The 21,280-nt window shown below is 38.5% G+C and carries 11 protein-coding genes; 3 read left to right on the top strand and 8 right to left on the bottom strand.

Annotated elements, in window-relative coordinates:
- Positions 1–143: 143 nt before the first annotated feature.
- From ID165_RS01100 to ID165_RS01070, 7 genes are all read right to left on the bottom strand, one after another.
- Positions 144–797 (bottom strand): hydrolase, encoded by a 654-nt coding sequence (locus ID165_RS01100; protein ID WP_192348568.1) that lies wholly within the window; start codon positions 795–797, stop codon positions 144–146.
- Positions 798–1,722: 925 nt separating this feature from the next.
- The gene (locus ID165_RS01095; RefSeq protein WP_192348567.1) at positions 1,723–2,016 is read right to left on the bottom strand and encodes a putative quinol monooxygenase; all 294 of its coding nucleotides are present in this window, start codon (positions 2,014–2,016) and stop codon (positions 1,723–1,725) included.
- Between the two features lie 320 nt (positions 2,017–2,336).
- On the bottom strand, positions 2,337–3,278 hold the full coding sequence (locus ID165_RS01090) for an NADP-dependent oxidoreductase (RefSeq protein ID WP_192348566.1): 942 nt from the start codon (positions 3,276–3,278) through the stop codon (positions 2,337–2,339).
- A gap of 880 nt (positions 3,279–4,158) precedes the next feature.
- Positions 4,159–5,103 carry a bestrophin family protein gene (locus tag ID165_RS01085; protein WP_225586934.1) on the bottom strand — a complete coding sequence of 315 codons (945 nt, stop codon included), beginning with the start codon at positions 5,101–5,103 and terminating at the stop codon, positions 4,159–4,161.
- Between the two features lie 586 nt (positions 5,104–5,689).
- On the bottom strand, positions 5,690–6,370 hold the full coding sequence (locus tag ID165_RS01080) for a hypothetical protein (RefSeq protein ID WP_192348564.1): 681 nt from the start codon (positions 6,368–6,370) through the stop codon (positions 5,690–5,692).
- A 1,326-nt stretch (positions 6,371–7,696) separates the two neighbouring features.
- Entirely contained in the window at positions 7,697–9,796 is a 2,100-nt protein-coding gene (locus tag ID165_RS01075; protein WP_192348563.1) for a sigma 54-interacting transcriptional regulator, read from the bottom strand.
- 594 nt (positions 9,797–10,390) lie between these two features.
- Positions 10,391–10,840 (bottom strand): cupin domain-containing protein, encoded by a 450-nt coding sequence (locus ID165_RS01070; protein ID WP_192348562.1) that lies wholly within the window; start codon positions 10,838–10,840, stop codon positions 10,391–10,393.
- Between the two features lie 967 nt (positions 10,841–11,807).
- On the opposite strand from ID165_RS01070, the gene ID165_RS01065 reads away from it, so the two are divergent.
- The 3 genes from ID165_RS01065 (at position 11,808) to ID165_RS01055 (ending at position 18,981) form a co-directional block, all read left to right on the top strand.
- The gene (locus ID165_RS01065; RefSeq protein WP_192348561.1) at positions 11,808–14,237 is read left to right on the top strand and encodes a tetratricopeptide repeat protein; all 2,430 of its coding nucleotides are present in this window, start codon (positions 11,808–11,810) and stop codon (positions 14,235–14,237) included.
- 147 nt (positions 14,238–14,384) lie between these two features.
- Entirely contained in the window at positions 14,385–17,003 is a 2,619-nt protein-coding gene (locus ID165_RS01060; RefSeq protein ID WP_192348560.1) for a histidine kinase dimerization/phosphoacceptor domain -containing protein, read from the top strand.
- A complete protein-coding gene (locus tag ID165_RS01055) occupies positions 16,993–18,981 on the top strand; it encodes a sigma 54-interacting transcriptional regulator (protein WP_192348559.1) in 1,989 nt (662 codons plus the stop codon). Before ID165_RS01060 ends, ID165_RS01055 begins: the two co-directional genes overlap by 11 nt.
- 82 nt (positions 18,982–19,063) lie before the next feature.
- Here the strand turns inward: ID165_RS01055 and ID165_RS01050 are convergent, their stop codons facing one another.
- Complete coding sequence (locus tag ID165_RS01050) at positions 19,064–21,211, bottom strand: sigma 54-interacting transcriptional regulator (RefSeq protein WP_192348558.1); 2,148 nt, start codon at positions 21,209–21,211, stop codon at positions 19,064–19,066.
- Positions 21,212–21,280 lie beyond the last annotated feature (69 nt).

The following is a 21,280-nucleotide window of genomic DNA, read 5'->3' as shown; positions in this document are numbered from 1 at the left end:
TGTCTGCCTCAGGCAGGCACGATTTCATATAAACTAATTATTATAATAAAATATTTACAAAGGGGTCTAAAGGACAACCAAAAGCTGCAAAAAATCCTGAAACAGCCTTTGGCACCTTATACAATCTATTTCGTTATTAAATATTATTGTTGTGGGGGAGTTGTTGCAAGTAACTGCAGCTCCCAGGCAAGTGCTACACCACTTCCTCCACCATGATCAAACAGAATAGGACCCAATTGAGATGCTGTTTCCATTCGAGCCCAATCACGCTGCCATTCTGAAACCACAGCCAACCAATTGATTGGCACAATTCCTACCTGAACCATTCTACGAACAGCCATATCATGAGCTTCTGCCGAAACAGAACCACAGGCATCTGTAACTACGAACACATCATATCCTTCCCCCAAAGCCTGGATTGCGGGCATTGCAACACAAACTTCCGTCCATAACCCCGCTAAAATCAGTTGTTTGCGACCACTTTCTTTTACAATATCAGTAACTGCAGGATCCTCCCAAGTATTGATAAAGGTTCTGTTAATAGGTTTCTGCTCCGGGAATACGTCTTGAATACCTTTAAGGATATATCCTCCTCGTTCTTCGGTAACTGTAGTAAGAATAGTTGGTACATTAAATACTTTTGTGGCTTTAGAAAGCCCTATTGTATTGTTAATAATAAGTGTAGGTTCGTGGCTATGCAAATTAGCAACTTGAAACGGTTGGTGATCGATTAGCACTACGATACTGTCTTCCGGACGAAGCAGTCCTTCAAGTCCAATTTTTGGGATTTTGTTCATAACTTTTTAATTTGAATTAATAATTTAATAAGGGTTGAAATTATATAACAAATACTGAAGTAGATTATAACTATAGCTGGAAATTAAAATAAATGAATTATCTAACCTAAATATAAATGGACACACTGATTGGCATTGAAAGGACTTTCCATTTCTTAATAATAATAATTTGCACGGCATAAAACGAAATTAAACACTGATTCTGAAACCCATTTTATTATAACAAATCCATCTCTGTTGATCTATCATCAAACATTTATTTACTATTATTGTGCCATGTTTATAAAATGCTTATATTCAGTAGTTTATGTAATTTTTAATGGCGTAAAAATTCTACTTTATTATAACTTTCTCATATATGAGAAATTCTATTTCCTCAGGATTGGAATTTAAAATAGAACAATCAGTAATCAATCATGTCGCCAAGTCTTCTATGATAATTGCTTTTATTAAGACTGCATGAAGCTATTAAACATTTAAAAAGTCGACTCTTAATGTTTCTCTCCCCTAAACTTGGATATTCGGTTCAACCAAATCCCTTCTTCAAGCCAAAGAAAGTGGCAACCATTATCCTGACCCTAAGCAGTAAATTCACTGCCAAGGATAACTATACCACATGCGAAATTGGATTCTAAACCTTCAGAAAACACCTTGAATAAGGTGCCTAATTCAAAGTCAACGATATTGGTAGCCCGTATCTATCTTCCAAGTGATTCTCTGCTGAAAAAGGAATTTGATTCCGAAAGCGTCATCTGAAAATCAACTGAAAAAATTGACACTATTTTGTTAAATCAGTTCGCTCCCAATCACATGGGTGCCCCGGACATAACATGTTCATATCATCATGTTCGATACCCTGATGTGCAAAAAAAGGTTTCCGCAATTAAAGCGGCACGCCCCCCTTTAAATCTAAAGAAAAACATTCTCAAATTATTCTCTTGGTCTGGAATTCCTCAATGGGAGCAGTAAAGTAAGGTTCGGCAGAAGTTACAAAATCCATAAAATGCTTAGAAGTATTATGGATTTCAAGCGCGGCTTCTGATGCCCATTCTTCCATCATAATAAAAAGTCCGGGTTGGTCAGTAACTTCATGTAGCTCATATTTTTGACAACCTGGCTCTTTTCTGGTTTCTTCTATAAGTCGGGTAAAAAGACTTGTTAATTTTTCAAGATCTGCACTACTTTTTTTTACTCGAATGAATGCTGTTATAGTTATCATATTACTTGGATTTAATTTTGTTACTAGTGTTATGTTAAGTGTAAAAAGTACTGGACAAACCTGTCAGGTTTCGCTATTAGAACTGCAATAACCTACTTATTTATCAAAAACCCGTGGTGTAAACCTGACAGGTTTTGGTTAACACTATACAAGTTGAAAAAATAATTCCAACCGCTTGTAATAGCAACTTCACGAAGTTGATAATTGCTGTCGGCGAAGACCTCTCCCAACTGGGACCTATCGCCAACAGCCTGGCTTACGCTATCTACTTTTACATTAATACAAGCGTAAAGTGATACAATAGTTTAGCCCAATTCCAACTACACCTTCACCACTATTTTCCCTACTGTTCTGCCTGTTTCTAGCTGCAAATGAGCCTGTTTCATCTCGGAGAATGGAAATATCTGTTCTACTGATGCTTTTATATGGCCTTTTTCCAATAATAAGGCAATTTGTTTCATATCCTCACCATCAGATTGTACAAGGAAGAAATAGCCATTTACTCCTTTTATCTTTGCTTTTTCGCTAACTGCCTCGTTTAAGGTGGTTGGGATACTGATAACGCTTCCTCCTTTTTTAGTGACCAAAATAGAGTGATCGATGTTATCCCCTCCAATAGTATCCAATACAAAATCAAATTCTTCCGGATGGTTTCCCCAATCATAATTATGGTAGTCTAAATGTGCATCTGCACCCAGACCCAAAACAAAATCTCTGTTCTTTGCAGACGAAGTTCCGGTAACTTCTGCGCCTAGGTATTTTCCAATCTGTACAGCAAAATGGCCTACCCCACCGGCAGCTGCATGTATCAGTACTTTTTGCCCGGCTTTTACTTTTGCATTTTTAACCAATGCTTGCCAAGCGGTTAAGGCAGCTAAGGTACTTGCAGCGGCTTCTTCAAATGAGACATTTTCCGGTTTAAGAGCCAGTTGGTTTTCGGGTGCCACTATATATTCGGCATACGCTTTACCGTGACCGGGAAAATTCACCATTCCAAAAACTTCGTCACCTATCTTAAATTTGGAAACTGCCGCACCTACACTTTCTACCACACCTGCAATGTCCCACCCAAGGATCAGCGGACTTTCTGTTTTTATCCGCCCATAAACGCCTTGACCGGTACGTGTTTTTATATCTACCGGATTGACACTAATCGATTTCACTTTGATCAATACTTCATTGGCAGAAGCAGCGGGCTTTTCAATTTCATTGTAAATCAGTTGATTTACATCTCCAGGTTGTTCTACAATAATTGTTTTCATCTGTTTGTAATTTGTTTTTAAAAGGTCAGATGGAATCTCGCATGGTTGATAATCATCCTAGTGTGTGACGTTTTCCGTCATGCTTGATTTCATGTGATTATAATTTGATTTTTAGCGGTCACCTGGAATCTCGTATATGGGATAATCTTCCCTCTGTGAGTTCCCGTATGTACTTAACCATGCCTGCCTAGAGGACGGTAGGCAGGCTCGATTTCATATGATTATGATTGATTTTTTACAGTAAAGAAAATAGCTTTTATTACAATGTTTGATTCTCTCATAATTGATGATATTAATAGCACAACAATACTCAGTTCCACGCAACGTTGACCATCAAGTGCAGATTTCGGATTATGCTTCATCGTTTTACAGTTTTGATCAATTATTTAGTTTAACATAGATGAAATTACACAATAATACTGAAGTGTGTATTTAAATGTGTAAATTCAAGATAATAGATCAACCTACTTAAATATTAATGAAAATTCATATACCAGGATTACAAGAACTTACAAGTTACTAATGAGATTGATTAATGAGAAAACCCAAACCATAAATCAACTAAACTATCCATTTTATCTCAATAAGACATTCATCTAATATAATCCAAAACCATCCTTACGATAATAGTGCCATTTATTTAAATTACTGACAATCAATTATATATAACATACTTTACAATGAATAAATTCTATTATACAATAAATTTCTCATATTTAAGAAGTTCTATCCCTCCTTATTCATTTTATACAGTATCCTCAGTAAAACAAACATTGGTCTTGATGTGGAATTTGTTTGCAATGAGAGCTGAAACACTCAGCACCTCATTAAGCTTACCGTGAAGATGAAGTGAAAATTAGGGAGAGGGTGTAATTAATTTTCAGAACAGCGCACCAAAAAATGGCTGAATTTTTTCCGGAACCTGCTCATCATCTAGCATGTCAATTAAATCAATTTCAATGTTACGGACTATAGTTCCGACGGGTATGTCGTTTAGCAGTCCTTCAAAAGGATTTTCGCTAATGTCACCTACGTATTCCATGAACATAAAAACCCAAGAAACGATCATATTCAAAGGAATCATCAAGAACTTGTACTCCTCTCCAAGATCTACGAACTGTGGCAGCAATCCAAAAGGCAGTAATGTCATGAAGACGATAATGAATAGGTTTGAAGTGGTCGCATACTGGCGCGGAAAAGGCGTGTTTTTAATTCGCTCACTCTTTCCTTGTTCGTCATATAGGTTGCTAATTAAGTTTTGTAACGCAATATGCTGGAAAGTATCCAGCTTACCCGCCTGTCGCAACCTGGCAAGATGCTGAGACTGTTTATCTAAAATTTGTGTAGATAGATTTTTCTTACCTTTCAGAGCAATATGCTCATCAGCAGCAAGATACTTTTCGATATCAACCTGGCATGGGGGCTGCGAACTTTGCAGAGTATTGCGCTGCCTTTTGCTCGCACGATCTTTATGTTCCCAGCTTGTGCGCTGCCACATGGCATTTTTCAAAGCATACAGCCAGGCAATATGTCTGTAAATGATAATCCGGATATTTTCATCCAAATCATTGCCTATTAGATCGTTCTTAAAGTGGTAAGCCTTCAGTGCTGCCCCAAATGATCTGCTATGGTTGGTTATGCTACCCCATATCTTACGCGCTTCCCAACTCCGGTCATAGGATTGATTGTTTTTAAAGCCAACAAAAAAAGCTGTAGCCGTCCCTACCAAGGACACTGGCAGCCAAGGAATTGCAACCCATTTCCAACTTAAATATGAATAGGCAAAAATAGCTATAAGACTCGTAAAAAGTGAAAATAAGACCATTCGCCATGAGTAATAGTAGACTATGAGGGGAGACAAATATCGTTTTACATACATAAGTTACATTCAGGATTGAGGGTGAGTGAATATATTAAAATCATACTTTTCATCTGTTTATAATTTGATTTTCAATGGTCATATGGAATCTCGCATGGCTTATAATCATCCCAGTGTGTGTCGCTCTCGACATGCTCGATTTCATATGTTTAATTTTTTTTCCTATAGGTCATATGGAATCTCGCCGGACTTACAATTATCACTCTCTGTGTCGCTTGTGTCATGCTCGATTTCTATTGAATAAGCAGACCGAACAATCTGCTTTGTGCTTTTATACAAAAAAACAGCGGTACAAATTTACTAAGGATAATTATCCAGTTTTCCTTTATGTACTTCCTTAAATATTGGATTGATTGTAGATTCCATTTATAATATGTACACTGATTTTGCTCGTAGCAGTCAAAATATTTCTGATCTTCGGTTTGTATTTGGTCATTATTGCTACCCAGATCATGGTAACGACCTTAGAGAAATGGTATTGGGCAAGTGTAGTGAGATAACGCAATTTTTAAATTTGGAAAATGAATCCTAATCACAGCAATCGTCTTAAAAACAAACCTGTGTTTGTGGGCAGCAAACCTACTGCATTTTCCTGGATCAAATCAGTAGCCAAGCCAAATTGCCAATCATTATAACTTAGCCCTAGTCGTAGGTATTGATTGGCAAAATTGTATTTGAGATTGTTTTTGTAGTTAAAATTATAAGAACCCATCAATTGGGAAAATAATCTCCAGCTTCCACTCTCATTCAATGGCGGGCCGTAAGTGATGAGCATCCAGATTTCGCTATTAGGCGATTTAATAGGCTCAAACGAGCCAAAAACCAAAAAGTAAAGATCTCCAATATCGCGTCCATAGGCTAAGGCGAGTTGGGGCACAAATCCATCATTTGTTATGTAACCACCCCCTCCTGCACTAACCCCCTCGGCTACATCATAAAAAAATAATGACTGGCCGAGAAAGCTGCTTTTCTGCCGATCGGAGTATGGAGCTTCATATCTAAGATATCCGAAATAACCAAACCGACTGGTTGAATCCATATACTTAGTCATATACATCTGGTGGGCAAAAGCGCGATTTCCTGCCAACACTTCAACCGGGATTTCGCGATCCTGTGCAATCGCGGTGGAATGCATCCAAAGCAATGTTATAGATTTAACAGCAAACAACAGCCATCTCATGGAGGGGCGAATTGAAAATAGTTTATTAGGCATGTTTATATTTATTTTTAGGTAATTAGCTTAAAACCTATATTATAAATTAGGCAAATCTTTATTTTATATGATTTGCTCAGTTTTGGAGTAATTTCTTATTCAATGTGATCACTAACTCTTTTAGCAATCAAACATTGGAAAACAACAGTATTGACATAAACTCTGAAACGGTAGAACCGCCATTATTATTTAGTTTGAGTATACCGGATAAAAACACACCTGATTTAAATGTCTCTTCACTCAGAACCTCTTCCTGAAAACGCACAGCAGCCTTTTAACCAAATCAGAATATGGACAAATATGGTAGCTCTTATGTCCATGAAACAACTCCCGAAAGAGATGGGAATAAACCAATTTTAAATATATAATAATCTATTTGTAAAATACAATTTACAATTGCTATGCCATGATCATTATTATCTGATTATCAGTATTTTATAAATAAATTTTTCACTTATTAAATTCTACTATTTAAGAGATTTCTACTATTTAAGAAACTCTATCAAAAGTTCGGATTGATCTTCTTACTATACTCAACTAATAATTTTCAAAAAAAATAAACAACCTGACTTAAAATCGAAAAATAAGCAAATTACAAACACTGTAATAGAGATCCGTTATCCAGTGTAATCTAAAGATCTTCCTTAGCAAATTTGCTAAACATTTAGATTTTTGAAGGCAAATTTTGTAAAATGTAATAAGTAGGATAACTGGCATATTCTCTCATAAAGATGGGTTTTCTTATATGGAATAAAGCGAATATCCTGATACTTTAACTTATTGTATGTACAGAAAACATGAAAATTGAATAAAAAAAAGCTGAACCGTATCAAGGTTTCAACTGGTGAATCACCGGATTCATTGCTATACTATTCGGTGTAGAATATTCCGGATGGAGACTGAAAAGTTTAACCCGCATTATGCATTAGCAAATCTACTACGGCTTCAAACCGCCTCAAAATCAGTCGCTATGCTTCACTTTTCGCTCTCACCGTAGCGGTGCTACGACTCGATCTCCAAAGTGACTGATTTTCTTGCAGTTTGAACCCTCGCTACGAATCCTAATGCATAGTCCGGATTTAATAAAATTTGAAATAGCTTCAATTGTAAACCTTCACACGAATTTCCAAATAGATAAAAAAAAGAAATTTAATATGTATATCCGCTTTTCTGCCAGTAACGGAAGAAAGGTGTCATAATATCCGGAAAACACTATCGGAGAGGCCACTTCGGCCTGGCCGCCGAGGCGGGTCTTCCGTCCAGTAAAACAAGGGAAACATGGCTACAGGCATCATTACGGATAATCACAAAATTTAATTAGTCTCCCTAATTATTTCTATGATTGCTTAAAGATTTCAGACCAACCTGCTTCTCAATACCCAATCTCTTCATTTTTGCAAATAGCGTTTTGTCCTTCATCTCTAAAATTGCAGCGGCACCGTTTGGTCCGCTGATGCGCCAATTTGTATGTTCAAGCACTTCAATGATATATTCTTTTTGCTTAACCTCAAAAGGACGAAAATCATTTTTAAAGGCTGAAATTTCATTTTTAGGGATCCAACTCCCCGGCCCCAAGGTTGATCCATTCTCCACTATTACCGCCCGTTCGATCAAATTTTCCAGTTCCCTGATATTCCCCGGAAAATCATAGTTCATTAAATATTCAATCGTTTTTGTAGCTAAACGCTTAAAGGATTTTCCGGCTTTTGTAGAATATTTTTCCAAGAAAAACTGGGCCAATAAAGGTATATCATCTTTTCTGGCCCGGAGAGGGATATTATAGATTGGAAAAACGTTCAAACGGTAATAAAGATCCTCTCTAAAAAGACCCTCCCGCATCATTTCCTTCAGGTCCCGGTTTGTTGCTGCTATAATCCGAACATCAACCTTGATTGTTTTTGTGCCTCCCAGTTCATCAAATTCACCTTCCTGCAAAACCCTTAATAGCTTAGGTTGAAGTTCCAGAGGTAATTCCCCTATTTCATCAAGAAAAATTGTTCCACCATCCGCAAGGGCAAACTTTCCCATTTTATTGGCGACAGCCCCAGTAAAGGCACCCTTTTTATGCCCAAACAACTCACTTTCTATGAGTTCCTTAGGTAAAGTAGCACAATTGATTTTAATTAGAGGACGGGTTTTTCTTTTACTATTGCTATGTATAGCACTTGCCAGCAACTCCTTCCCTGTTCCGGACTCACCCGTAATAAGTACCGTTGTATCGGTAGAGGATACCTGATCCACCTGAGTTAGTACTTTTTTATATGAATCACTACTATATAAAATGTTGTTAAAATTAAAATTTTTACTAATCTCTTCCTGTAAATATTCATTCTCATTTTCAAGACGCTCTTTTAACGATTTGATTTCTTCTAATGCTTCATATAATTCCAAATCACGTTTTTTCCTTGCTGTAATATCTCTTACAACCGCACAGCTATAGTCTTCACCATAATACTTTAAATGACTTGCTGTTATATCAGCGGGAAACTTCGTTCCGTCTTTTCTGGTAATTATCCATTCAAACCGGTGCGAGCCTTTGTTCCTAAGTTCATTGAAATGCCCTTCCCAAAATCCCGTTGTAAGCGATGGATCTATCTTGAACATATTAAACTGATCCAACTCCTGTTTAGTAAATCCTAATTTTTCAACTAATGATTCACTGTAATGCAACAAGTCCGCTTTGTCATTATACACATAAATCAAATCCTGTGCATTATCAATAATAGTTTTATAGAGTGTTAAATCAATATCCTTTTGTTTCAATTCAGTAACATCCTGATAAATTCCGGACACTTTATAAACTTCATTTCCTTTCAAAATAGGCTTCCCTATAGCTCTGATATATCTGGGTGGTGAATCCTTGGTAGCAAGTATCTCATCAAAAGGAATTGCTTTCTTAATCAGCTGTACAAGTAAGGATTCGAGCCTATAGCAATCTTGAAATCTGTGTATGATTTTAGAAGGAGTTAAGTCCTCCTTATTCTTTGTATTGAAAATTTTCAATGCACAATCAGTACTAAAAATGGATCCATCTTGTAAGTTAAATTCCCACCCCCCAACACTTCCTATCACTCCGGTATGATCAATTACGTGTTTAAAGAAATTAGACTCAGATGTTTCCTTGAAAATCCCACATATAAAATTCGCTCCATTATACATGAAATACTGAGCACAAACTTCTACATTATAAAATGTACCACTTTTAGTTTTATGTGTCGCCGGAAAATTAATACTTCCTTTTTCGGCAACTTTCTTCCAATGATTTTTCCAGCTTTCAGGGGTCACCGTAACATTTATATCTGAGATCGAAAGCCGGGCAGTTTCTTTCTTGTCATACCCCATTACTTTACAAAACGTTTCATTAGCATATACAATTTTACCTATGGAGTCTAACCATATTACTTCATATGGTAATTTATCAATCACCAACTCCTTGACACTGTTATAGCTTTCCATAGTATAAATTTTAAACTGAAACCTTTGTATTTACCATCAGTATTTGATGTCTTATTAGAAGATAATTATTGTGCCTACATTTTTTGAAATGGATTGTCTCACATTCTTTATCATGTGTTTATAATTTGTCTTTCAATAGCCACCCCGAATTAGTCGGGGCAGGCTGTGGAATCCCTGCTGTCGCAGGAAGATCGCATGCTTTATAATCATCCCTCCGTGACGATCCCGTTATGTCCAATTTCAAGTGTTGTACCAATAGTGAAAAATGAAGTCTCAAAGAGCTAAAACTGCTTTAAAGAACCAATAAGGAGCTTTTTTATTTGAAAATCCTAGAGAAGGGTTACAAAAAAGCTAGCTTAGACTCCAAGGAAATGGAGATTTATATCATCAACCTCTACCCTGTTGGAGGTTAGTACTGTATGGGACATTCTAGGTTGATCGATACTTTTGGCTTTTGAAAGTATAGTTAAATGAAGGGGTAAGTTCATTTGAATTACTTATGCATTTACCCCGTGGAGCAATTGATATAGCAAAGACAAATCAAAAATGGCTTAATTAAGGAAGCTAAGGCCTGGCACCAGGTGAGCCTAAAATCACGTCACCGGTTTCTTTAGAAAGTTCTATAAACAACCCCATGTCGTTAGATATATCCGGTGGCTGGGTGGCATCTGAACCGGGAATTCCCACGGTACGGATCAACTTTGCAAACCCACTGGGAGAGGCAATGGTAAGGGCTCGGTTTACTTTTTGATCGGAAGCCGCTACAACATGTGGCGTATTGGGGAGGATAAAGAGATGTTCGCCTGGAGTAAGTATAATTTTCTCTTTGTTCAAATAGACAGTAAATTCTCCTTCCAGCACATAGAGCTGTTCTGCATATTTTGTGTGTAGGTGCAAGGGAGTTTCCATGTTTGACGGAAATTGCCCTTCTATCAGATCATAAACTGAATTTGTCCGATGTTCATCTGCCAGAATATGGAGGTAAGTACCAAATAACCAAAATGTTTGAGACATATACTTTTCTTTGTGTGGAATAATACCATACTGCCGGCTAATCCTTCAAGAACTAAAATAGATTCAATAGAAGCCAACATCATGCATTCCTGAATAAGTTAATTCAAAAAAGTGCCAGACTATAAGAAAATTGGGACAGCCTAAAAAGATACTTTTAACAGCCTAAAAACTAATATTTTGTGAGATATTTATTATTTTTCATCTATCCCTTTACGTCCCTTTGACTCCAAAATAATAGAGTTATTTGGAGAAATCTCCATATAAATGGACTTCTTATGGACATAGCCATGAAACGTTTGTCCCTGAAAATAAATTAATCATATCCAGAAAAAAGTATTGTTGATTTCTATCTTTACTAATCATCACGTACACACGCAAAAGAACAATCACAATGCTACTGTACAGGCAATACTTTGTAGATATTTGCTTTAATTATTTCTTTCTGATTACTCTTGCGTTTCGTTTCAAATGAACTTGATCTATGGAAGTATTGCTTAGACAGCATTCTGAATTAGACAGCATTCTGAATTAGACAGCATTCTGAATATTGAAAAATAGCTCCCAAGAATAGAAATATGGCTTATCTATTCCGGAAAGTTGATCAGGCAGGTGTATAGCAGAGATCATTGTACATCATCATTCCTGCATCTCTTTCTAAGGAATGGGCATTTAAAACTCCAATATATTGGATAAGCTAAGTGGTATTCTCCAATATGTTGGATACCTTAGAGATAAGGAATAACAATTACCCTGAATTTAAATACCGCACAACTGCTATTTCTATACCATATATCCGTCAGATGCTAGATGTAATTTTAACTAGTAAACTGTATAATCAAGGTACTAATAAAGCTGAGAGGGCAATAGGTAGACCATTTTACTCTTTTGAGTTTTCTGTCTCCAAAAAACTTAAGACAGGTTTCTTCTCTTTTGATTTTTGGTCTTCTGATTGCTAAACTAGCTTGTTATGAGCCACTGCCGACACATCCTTTTGCATGTATGTTTGTTGCTGATACCTTATAACCTCTATTCACAACAAATCCCACGAAGTGAAGCTGATAGCCTATTAAGCATAATTCATACCACTAAACTCGACTCCAACCGGGTAAAGATATGGATAGAACTGGGGCAATTTCAGATGCAAAAAGCAAGAGGAGTTAAAGCTGATCTGGACTCGGCGAGCACTTATGTACAGAAGGCCTACGAATTGAGCCGGCAATTGAAGTATTATGCCGGAGAATGCCGCAGCCTCAACTTGCTAGGCACTATAAGCCACGAGGCTTGGGAGTTGGATCAGTCTATTGCATACCATAAATCAGCCATCGAGCTTTACAGGAAACAGCGCGATTGGAAAGGGGAAGCTGAGAGTTACCTGCTACTAGCCTGGGCCCGGCGTGACAAAGGAGATGTGGATGAAGCCCGAAAGGACATACAAAAGGCTATTGCCCTCTCTAAGGACAATAGCGATCAGGAGGGAATGGGTGAAGCCTATATTGAATGGGGCAATACATATGCTAACTTCGGGGAAGAACTCAATGAGAAAATCAACTACTATCAAGAAGGGCTGCAATTTTTTGAAAGTGCCGGCGACAAAATGAGGCAGGCCAATGTACACAAAGACTTAGGCGATTTGTACCGGCTGCAGGGAAGTACGGGTCAGGCCTTGCTCGAACTCCGAAAATCACTAGCCCTGTACCGTTCTATTGGCTATTTACATGTACAAGGTGTTTACGATTTGTTGGGGACTCTTTTTTCCGAATTGGGAGAATACGAGGAGGGGCTCAAGTACGGACTACTAGCCGTTCAAACGGCTGAGACGTTAGGAGACACTACGCTGCAATTGAGCACCATTTACAACCGCCTTGGAGCCACTTACTCTAATTTAAAGCAATACCAAAAAGCCCACATTTACTTTAATAAAGCAATGCATATTGCCCAAAAGTGTAATGACCGGTCTTCTATTATAAAACTGACATACAACATTACCAGCGTCCTAAATGAACTTGGCCAACCAAACGCATCGGTACAGTTGCTCCTCAGTACTGCCGAGCAGTATCCACCCCAAAATAATAGTGATAGTATAATTTCAACTTCCCACTTTTTACTCGGTTACACGCTACTAAAAAAACACACTATTGCCCAACGTTATTTCAAGCAGTTAATCCAGCTTTCTGAGAAATTAGGCAAGAGAGAGTTTATGCATAAGATTATATACTACGACGTAATTAATTTTCTTGTGGAGAGTAAACAGTATGCACTTGCTAAAAATTACTCAGATGAATTTGAAGAATACTGCAGAGCTACCAATTACCTACCAGGGGCATCCCAAGTTCAGTTTTTCAGGTTCAAACTCGATTCAATGCAAGCCAACTACCCTTCGGCGATACATCATTATCAACAGTATAAACTGTTGCAAGATTCACTATTGAATGAAACCAAAAATCACCGAATCGCCAGTCTGGAAGTGCTGCACGAGATAGAAAAGAAAGAAAAAGATATTCAACTGAAGGAGCAAAACATCAAGGCTTTAACAAAAGAGAGAATATTGCAAGAGCAGAAAATAAAGCAGGATAGAGTCATCCGTAATGGAATAATCGGTGGTGCAGCCCTACTGCTCATATTATTGACGGTTATTTACAACCGATATCGATCAAAACAACAAAGCAACAAGCTGCTACAAGCCCAACAAGACACGCTAAAGGAGCAACAGCAACAGATCCAAGAGAAGAATCAGGCATTAGAACAGTTGGTAGTTGAGAAAGAACGATTACTCAAAGAGATCCATCACCGGGTGAAAAACAATTTGCAGCTTGTGATGAGTCTGCTCAACTCTCAGGTAGCTTCCTTACAAGACAAAGTTGCTTTGTCTGCCATCCAGGATAGCCAGAACAGGGTACAGGCTATGGCTCTCATTCATCAGAAGCTGTATCAGGCAGAAGGAGTGGCCCGTATCCCGATGAAAGCCTATATTGAAGAATTAGTGGCTTACCTTCAGGACTCATACACTCATTCCCGAAAGGTTAATTTCAAACTGCTTATCGGGCAAATAGAACTGGATGTGAATATGTCTGTCCCCTTAGGTTTAATTATCAATGAAGCCATTACCAATGCATTCAAGTATGCTTTTCCGGAAGAAAACTCCGGTACTGTACTGATAGGTCTGTTGCAAAAATCTGATACAAGCTATGAATTGACGATTGAAGACGACGGGGTAGGTTTTCCCAAAGCGTTTGATCCTTTACAAAGCCGTTCTTTAGGTATGACGCTGATTCATGGTTTTAGTGCACAATTGGATGCAGAGTTAAACCTAGAAAGCAATCAGGGGGTAAAAATATCCCTGGTTTTTACTGATGAGAGATTAAGCCACATTCAAAACAAAGTAGATTATGCCTACTAACATGACAAACCAGAAAATATTTCAATGCAAGCAGGCAGCGTGTAAAGCTCATAATTTTAGTCCATACTGTTGCCTGTGGTAGACCTTCTGCTCATTTAAATGAGGTTGCATTTGCCAATTGATTTTTGCTTTTATAAATTCTATGCTATGAAGCTGTTGTTTACACTATACTTCATCCTTTGTCTTACGCTGTTCACCTTGCGGGCGCAGGCACAGCTTAGCGGAGCAGCAGTGGCTGATAGCCTGCTGCAAGTAGTGCGGGTAAGCAAACCTGATAGCAACCTTGTAAAGCTCTATCTACAGTTAGGAGAATATTACCTCCTTAAGAAGGGCGCATTCCAAGCAGATATGGACTCTGCTTTTTCCTATGCTTCCAAAGCGGAAGATTTAAGTCGTCCCCTTGCCTTTGTCCAAGGATATGAAGGCAGCCAGATGGTATTAGCCCGCATGTACCTTCAAATCAGAAAATTGAGTGAGCTACACGTATTGCTTGAAAAGATGAAGCCTGATAAGAATAAAGCAGATATACTACAGAGGATAGGGCGCTATTATCTTCAAAAACCCTATGAACTGACCGTAGATCTGGACTCGGCTACCTATTATGCACAAGCCGCTATTAGCCTACAGTTGCAGCTACAAGATAGCCTTGGTTATACGAAAAGTTTAATTATGCTGGCACACATCAACAATGAGCGGGGTGATTTACCCATGAAAAAGCGATATCAACAAAAGGCCATACCGCTTATTGAAAAGTTGAAAGATCTTACCTTACAAGCATGGTTATGGTTTGTTTTGGGGGGTAGCTACTCAAAGTCTGCAGAATCAATGCCGGATAAGATAAACATGTATGGAAAGGCGCTCACCCTATACAGGCAGCTTGGCAATAAAGAAAGAGAGGCCTTTATTTTAAAAGAGATTGCTGATTTGCATCAGTACCAAGGAGACTATGCCCAATCTTTAAGAGAACTGCTGGAAGTACTACGCATTCAAAAATCAACCAGTTTAGGGGAGCTGCATTACACCTATGATTTGTTAGGAAATGTATATGCGAAGATGGGTAATTATGAACTTGCCCTGCCTTATGCGCTCGATGCGATCCGAACCGCCCGGGCAACAGCTGATACAATAGATTTGGATATATTCTACAACCGTGTTGGTCAAATATACCTGGATTTGAACCAGCACGATCAAGCCTTAGAAATGCACAGAACTGTCTTAAACAAGCTATCAAGAGAGCCCTATAACCGAAGGTCCCAGTTTCGGTTAATCAATATTAGAAAAATGAGCCAGTCGTTGATAGCGTTAAAGAGACCGCAGGAAGGTTTAATACTCATTAACAATTTTTTAGAAAGTTATTCACCCTCTGAAGTGTGGGAAGAAACATTAGCGGAGCTCTGCCTTGGAGAAGCATATATGGGCTTACTGGACTATACACAGGCCCATAAGCATTTAACAGAGGGCTTGGCGAAAGCTACGGGTGCAAAAGGTACAGCAGGATGGGCTAATTTCTATGATATAAATGCTGATATTATGCTATTTCATGCTAACCTGACGAATTTATATCTGGTTACCGGGCAGCTCCAGAAAGCATCCTTCCACTTGAAAGAAAACTTCACATTGCTGAATAAGCAACCTGACCTTCTTCAATTGAGTAATCTGCATCTGCAAGCCTTTAAGCTGGATTCCCTTCAAGACAATCTCTCTTCGGCTATTTTTCATTATCAGCAATATAAAAACCTGCAGGATTCAGTGTTCAATGAGCGCAAGAGCAACCAGCTTATTTCCTACCAGGTACAATACGAAACCGAAAAGAAAGAGCAGGATTTAAAATTCAAAGAGCAAAACATTAAAACCTTAACACAGGAAAAGCAACTTCAACAAGAGAAAATAAATAAAGAGATGCTCATCCGAAATGGAATAATCGGGGGGGCTATACTGCTTCTTTTATTGCTGGGAGTAATTTTTAACCGTTACCGGTTAAAACAACAAAGCAATAGGCTGCTAGAAGACCGGCAAAAGGAATTACAGACTCAACACCGAGAACTACAAACCCAGCAGACCACTTTAAAAGAGCAACAGCAACAGATTAGCCAGAAGAACCGGAAATTAGAACAATTATTAGTAGAGAAAGAACGATTGCTCAAAGAAATCCATCACCGGGTGAAAAACAATTTACAGATTGTAATGAGCCTGCTCAATTCTCAGGTAGCTTCCCTGAAAGATAAAGTTGCACTGTCTGCCATCCAGGATAGCCAAAACCGGGTACAGGCTATGGCACTCATTCACCAGAAACTGTATCAGGCAGAAGGAGTGGCCCGTATCCCGATGAGAGCCTATATTGAAGAATTAGTGGCTTACCTTCAGGATTCGTACACTCTTTCCCGAAAGGTTAATTTCAAACTGCTTATCGGACAAATAGAACTGGATGTAAATATGGCTGTCCCCCTAGGTTTAATTATCAATGAAGCGATTACCAATGCATTCAAGTATGCTTTTCCGGAAGAAAACTCCGGTACTTTACTTATAAATCTGTTGCAAAAAACTGATACAAGCTATGAATTGACGATTGAAGATGACGGGGTAGGTTTTCCCAAAGCATTTGATCCTTCACAAAGCCGTTCTTTAGGTATGACGCTGATTCATGGTTTTAGTGCACAACTGGGAGGTGAGTTAAGCATAGAATGCAGGCAGGGGGTAAGAATATCCCTAATATTTACTGATGAGAAATTAAGTCCAATTTATAATAAAGCAGATTATGCCAATTAATACCACAGCCCAGATACTGCCATCCCAGCAAACCATCCTTATCGTGGAAGACGAATTTGCGGTTGCCAATGATCTAAGGCAGATTCTCGAAAAAGCAGGCTACCGGGTAAGTGGCATTGCCTTTACCGTAGCTAAAGCCATTGAACTCAAAAATCAGCAAAAACCGGATCTGGTATTACTTGATATTCTCCTCAAGGGTGAACAAACGGGTATTGACCTTGCCAAGATACTGGCAGAAGAGAATATTCCGTTTATCTATGTGTCGGCTAATACAAATTCAAGTATTCTAGAAGAAGTTAAGACCACCCAACCGTATGGATTTATAGTGAAGCCTTTCCGGGAAAAAGACGTGCTTGTTGCTCTGGAAATAGCCCATTACCGCCATGCGCATAGTATTGAAGTTCGTGTAAGGCAAGAGCAAGCACTACAGATTGCTTTAACGGATGCACTCTCAGGAAACGACCCGTGGGAGCTTCGCTTATTGAAAGTAGCCAGGCTTTTCCAGCACCATGTTCCATTTGACTATTTTATTATAGGCTTGGAAAGAGATCAAATGGTTGATGCCTACCGCTCCTGTAGCTTCTTCCGTATGGGTAAAGATGAGTATCAGACTATCCGGACCGAAAATTTCCTACAGATGACCGGTATAACGATAGAAAAGTACAGGGCCATACGGGCACAGATGCCTGATACCACAGAAGCTATTTTTAATGGAGCAGCGTTTGAAGAAGCATGTCGCCGTGACCCTCTCAAACAACTGATTGCCGGAACTTTCAGCTTGCAGTCAAATTTGGTTATGCCCCATAAAACAGCGACCAACGGCACTTTCTTTCTTTGTTTTTTCAGCCGCCAGTCTACTGCCTACCTAAAGGAGCACCTCCATTTACTTGAACGTTTAAGACCTTCTCTTACATTGACGGTAGATCGCTTGATGGCTTTTGACCAAATTCAACGCCTGAGTGAGCAATTAGATCAAGAGAATAAGTGTCTACAGGAGGAAGTGAAAACCGGAGCCAATTTTGAAGAAATGATCGGAGAAAGTTCTGCGCTGGTGAATGTGTTTAAAAGTATCAGCCAAGTAGCTCCTACAGATTATACCGTACTGATCCTGGGGGAAACAGGCACAGGAAAGGAACTCATTGCCAGGGCAGTGCATAACAGATCTGCCCGCAAAGGCAAAACGTTAATTAAAGTAAATTGTGCAGCTTTGCCTCCTCAGCTTATTGAGAGCGAATTATTTGGGCATGAAAAGGGTAGTTTTACCGGAGCCACTGAAAAACGTATAGGAAAGTTTGAATTGGCACACGGAGGCACTATTTTTCTGGACGAAATCGGTGAGTTGCCCATTGAACTTCAGGCCAAATTGCTCAGGGTGTTACAGGAAAGAGAAATTGAGCGGCTTGGGGGTAAGGGCCCGATTTCTTTGGATGTAAGGATTATTGCTGCTACCAACAGAAACCTACAAGCAGAGATTTCTGCAGGCCGTTTCCGCTCCGATTTGTACTACAGGCTTAATGTATTCCCGGTTAAACTCCCTCCTTTAAGGGAACGTAATGAAGACCTGATGCCACTAGCCATGCATTTCCTGAAAAAGATCTCAAAGAAACTAGGGAAAAGTTTAACCGGAATTTCTGAATCTACGAAACAGCAGATGCTTAACTATCACTGGCCGGGAAACATACGCGAACTGGAACACTTACTTGAGCGCGCGGCAATTATGGCTACCTCGCCTGTAATTTCATTGGTAGAACCGTTAATATCCGAAACTTCTTCTGATTCAGACCTAACTATAAGTACCCCCCCTTCTATGCAACTAGTAAAACCCCATATGAAGGCTGAGAAAGACAATATTTTGCAAGCATTAAACATATCCAATTTCCGAATACGCGGAAAAGGCGGAGCAGCTGAATTGCTGGATGTAAAGCCAACTACGTTAGAGGCAAAAATGGCAAGGCTGGGTATTCACCGTAACCGTTAACCTTGTAACAGCACATGATCCGGGATCTGGGTTTCCCTTTAGCTAAGATGTGAATTTCTCAAAAAACAGAATCAACATTTTATTAATTACTGCTAAAATCCCCTAAAGATCTCAAACTAATCTTCTTCTCAATACCTAATCTCTTCATTTTGGCAAATAGGGTTTTATCTTTCATCTCCAAAATCGCAGCTGCACCGTCCGGCCCACTTACACGCCAATTGGTGTAATTAAGGACCTCAATAATATAATCTCTTTGTTTTGCTTCAAATGTTTGAAACTCATCCGAACAAGCAATACTTTCCTTTTCGGGTATCCAGCTACCCGGTCCCAATGTGGGGCCATTCTCAACGATCACCGCCCGTTCAATTAAATTTTCCAGTTCTCTAATATTACCGGGAAAGTTGTATTTCATCAAACAGTCAATGGTTCTTGTGGACACCCCCTTAAAGTATTTTCCAGCTTTTGCAGCATACTTTTCCAAGAAAAACTGAGCTAGTAAAGGTATATCGTCCTTTCGTGCCCGCAAAGGAATGTTAAAGATTGGGAACACATTTAAACGATAATAGAGATCTTCCCTAAAAAGCCCCTGACGCATCATTTCCTTTAAATCCCTATTTGTTGCGGCGATTATGCGTACATCAACTTTTAATGTCTTAGTACCTCCTAGCTCATCATATTCACCCTCTTGCAGTACTCTTAGCAGCTTTGGCTGAAGTTCCAGTGGCAGTTCACCAATTTCATCAAGAAAAATTGTTCCACCATCCGCAAGTGTAAACTTCCCCATTTTATTGGCAACAGCACCTGTAAAAGCCCCTTTCTTATGGCCAAATAATTCGCTTTCAATGAGTTCTTTGGGCAAGGTGGCACAATTAATTTTGATAAGGGGACGGTTCTTTCTTTTACTATTACTATGAATGGCACTAGCCAACAATTCCTTTCCGGTTCCGGATTCACCCGTGATTAGAACTGTTGTATCTGTGGAAGCTACTTGATCTACTTGCGTAAGTACTTTTTGGTATGAATCACTAGTATATATGATGTTGTGATAATTGTTTTTTTTACTGAGCTCCTCCTGTAAATATTCATTCTCACTTTCAAGGCGATCTTTTAATAATTTAATTTCTTCCAATGCGGATTTAAGTCGTATCTCTTGATTTTTCTTGTCTGTAGTATCCCGTACAACTGAACAGATATAATCTTCATTTTTATACCTTAAGTGGTTAGAAATTATATCTACAGGAAATTGAGTTCTATCCTTTCGTTCGATGGACCATTCAAAATGGTGAAAACCGGTTTTAATAACATTCTCAAAGTGAGCTTCATAAAATTCCTCCGTAACCATGGTATCCAAGTCGAACATATTCATCTGATCTAGTTCCTTCTTACTAAATCCGAGTTTATCAACCAATGATTCACTATAGTGCAACAGTTCTCCTTTGATGTTATAGACATAGATCAAATCCTGGACATTATCAATTATCTTTTTATAAAGTAATAAATCATTCTCGCTTTGCTTAATATCAGTAACATCCTGATAGATTCCTGACACTTTATACACCCTAGCACCTTTTAAAATAGGTTTTGCTATGGCCCGGACATACCTTGAGGCTAAGCCCTTAGTTTCAAGAATTTCATCAAATGCGATTGCATTGTTCGTCACCTGCTCAAATAAAGATTTAAGTTTATCACTATCTTCAAACCAATCTATGACATTTGCAGGTGATAAATCATCAGTATTTTCAGTGTTAAAAATAGTTAAAGCACTCGCTGTAGCAAAAATAGTTCCATCCTGTAAGTTTAATTCCCAACCTCCTACACTTCCTATTTCTCCTGAGTTATCAATCAGGTTCTTATAAAAACTAGACTCTGATATTTCATTACAAATCCCACATATTAACTCTTGATCATTGTATATAAAATGCTGTGCGAAAACCTGAACAGCATAAAAATTACCTCCCTTTTTCGTATGTGTCGCTGTAAAATTAACACTTCCCTTTTCACAAACTTCCCTCCAATGGTTAGCCCAACTTTGAGGAGTTACCGTAATGTTAATATCTGAGATGGTAAGCTTCGTTATTTCATTTTTACTGTATCCCAACACGTCACAACACTTATCGTTGGCATAAACAACATTACCATTGCAATCTGCCCATACTACTTCATAGGGCAATTCTTCGATTAATAACCCCTTGACATTTAATTCATCTCTATAATTATTCATTTTCTTCATCAAAAAACATGGATTTTATAATTAAACTCTCAATAATTTAAGTTCAAAGCCCACTGTTTCACCTAGCGT

The organism is Algoriphagus sp. Y33 (assembly GCF_014838715.1).
GTDB lineage: Bacteria > Bacteroidota > Bacteroidia > Cytophagales > Cyclobacteriaceae > Algoriphagus.
Note: the sequence above shows the minus strand (reverse complement) of the source record. Positions and strands in the feature narration are given on the sequence as shown.

Bases quoted from the DNA above. Each gene is read 5' to 3' on its own strand.
- ID165_RS01100 (WP_192348568.1), bottom strand. From the start codon at position 797: ATGAACAAAATCCCAAAAATTGGACTTGAAGGACTGCTTCGTCCGGAA.
- ID165_RS01095 (WP_192348567.1), bottom strand. From the start codon at position 2,016: ATGATAACTATAACAGCATTCATTCGAGTAAAAAAAAGTAGTGCAGAT.
- ID165_RS01090 (WP_192348566.1), bottom strand. From the start codon at position 3,278: ATGAAAACAATTATTGTAGAACAACCTGGAGATGTAAATCAACTGATT.
- ID165_RS01085 (WP_225586934.1), bottom strand. From the start codon at position 5,103: ATGGTCTTATTTTCACTTTTTACGAGTCTTATAGCTATTTTTGCCTAT.
- ID165_RS01080 (WP_192348564.1), bottom strand. From the start codon at position 6,370: ATGCCTAATAAACTATTTTCAATTCGCCCCTCCATGAGATGGCTGTTG.
- ID165_RS01070 (WP_192348562.1), bottom strand. From the start codon at position 10,840: ATGTCTCAAACATTTTGGTTATTTGGTACTTACCTCCATATTCTGGCA.
- ID165_RS01065 (WP_192348561.1), top strand. From the start codon at position 11,808: ATGAGCCACTGCCGACACATCCTTTTGCATGTATGTTTGTTGCTGATA.
- ID165_RS01060 (WP_192348560.1), top strand. From the start codon at position 14,385: ATGAAGCTGTTGTTTACACTATACTTCATCCTTTGTCTTACGCTGTTC.
- ID165_RS01055 (WP_192348559.1), top strand. From the start codon at position 16,993: ATGCCAATTAATACCACAGCCCAGATACTGCCATCCCAGCAAACCATC.
- ID165_RS01050 (WP_192348558.1), bottom strand. From the start codon at position 21,211: ATGAAGAAAATGAATAATTATAGAGATGAATTAAATGTCAAGGGGTTA.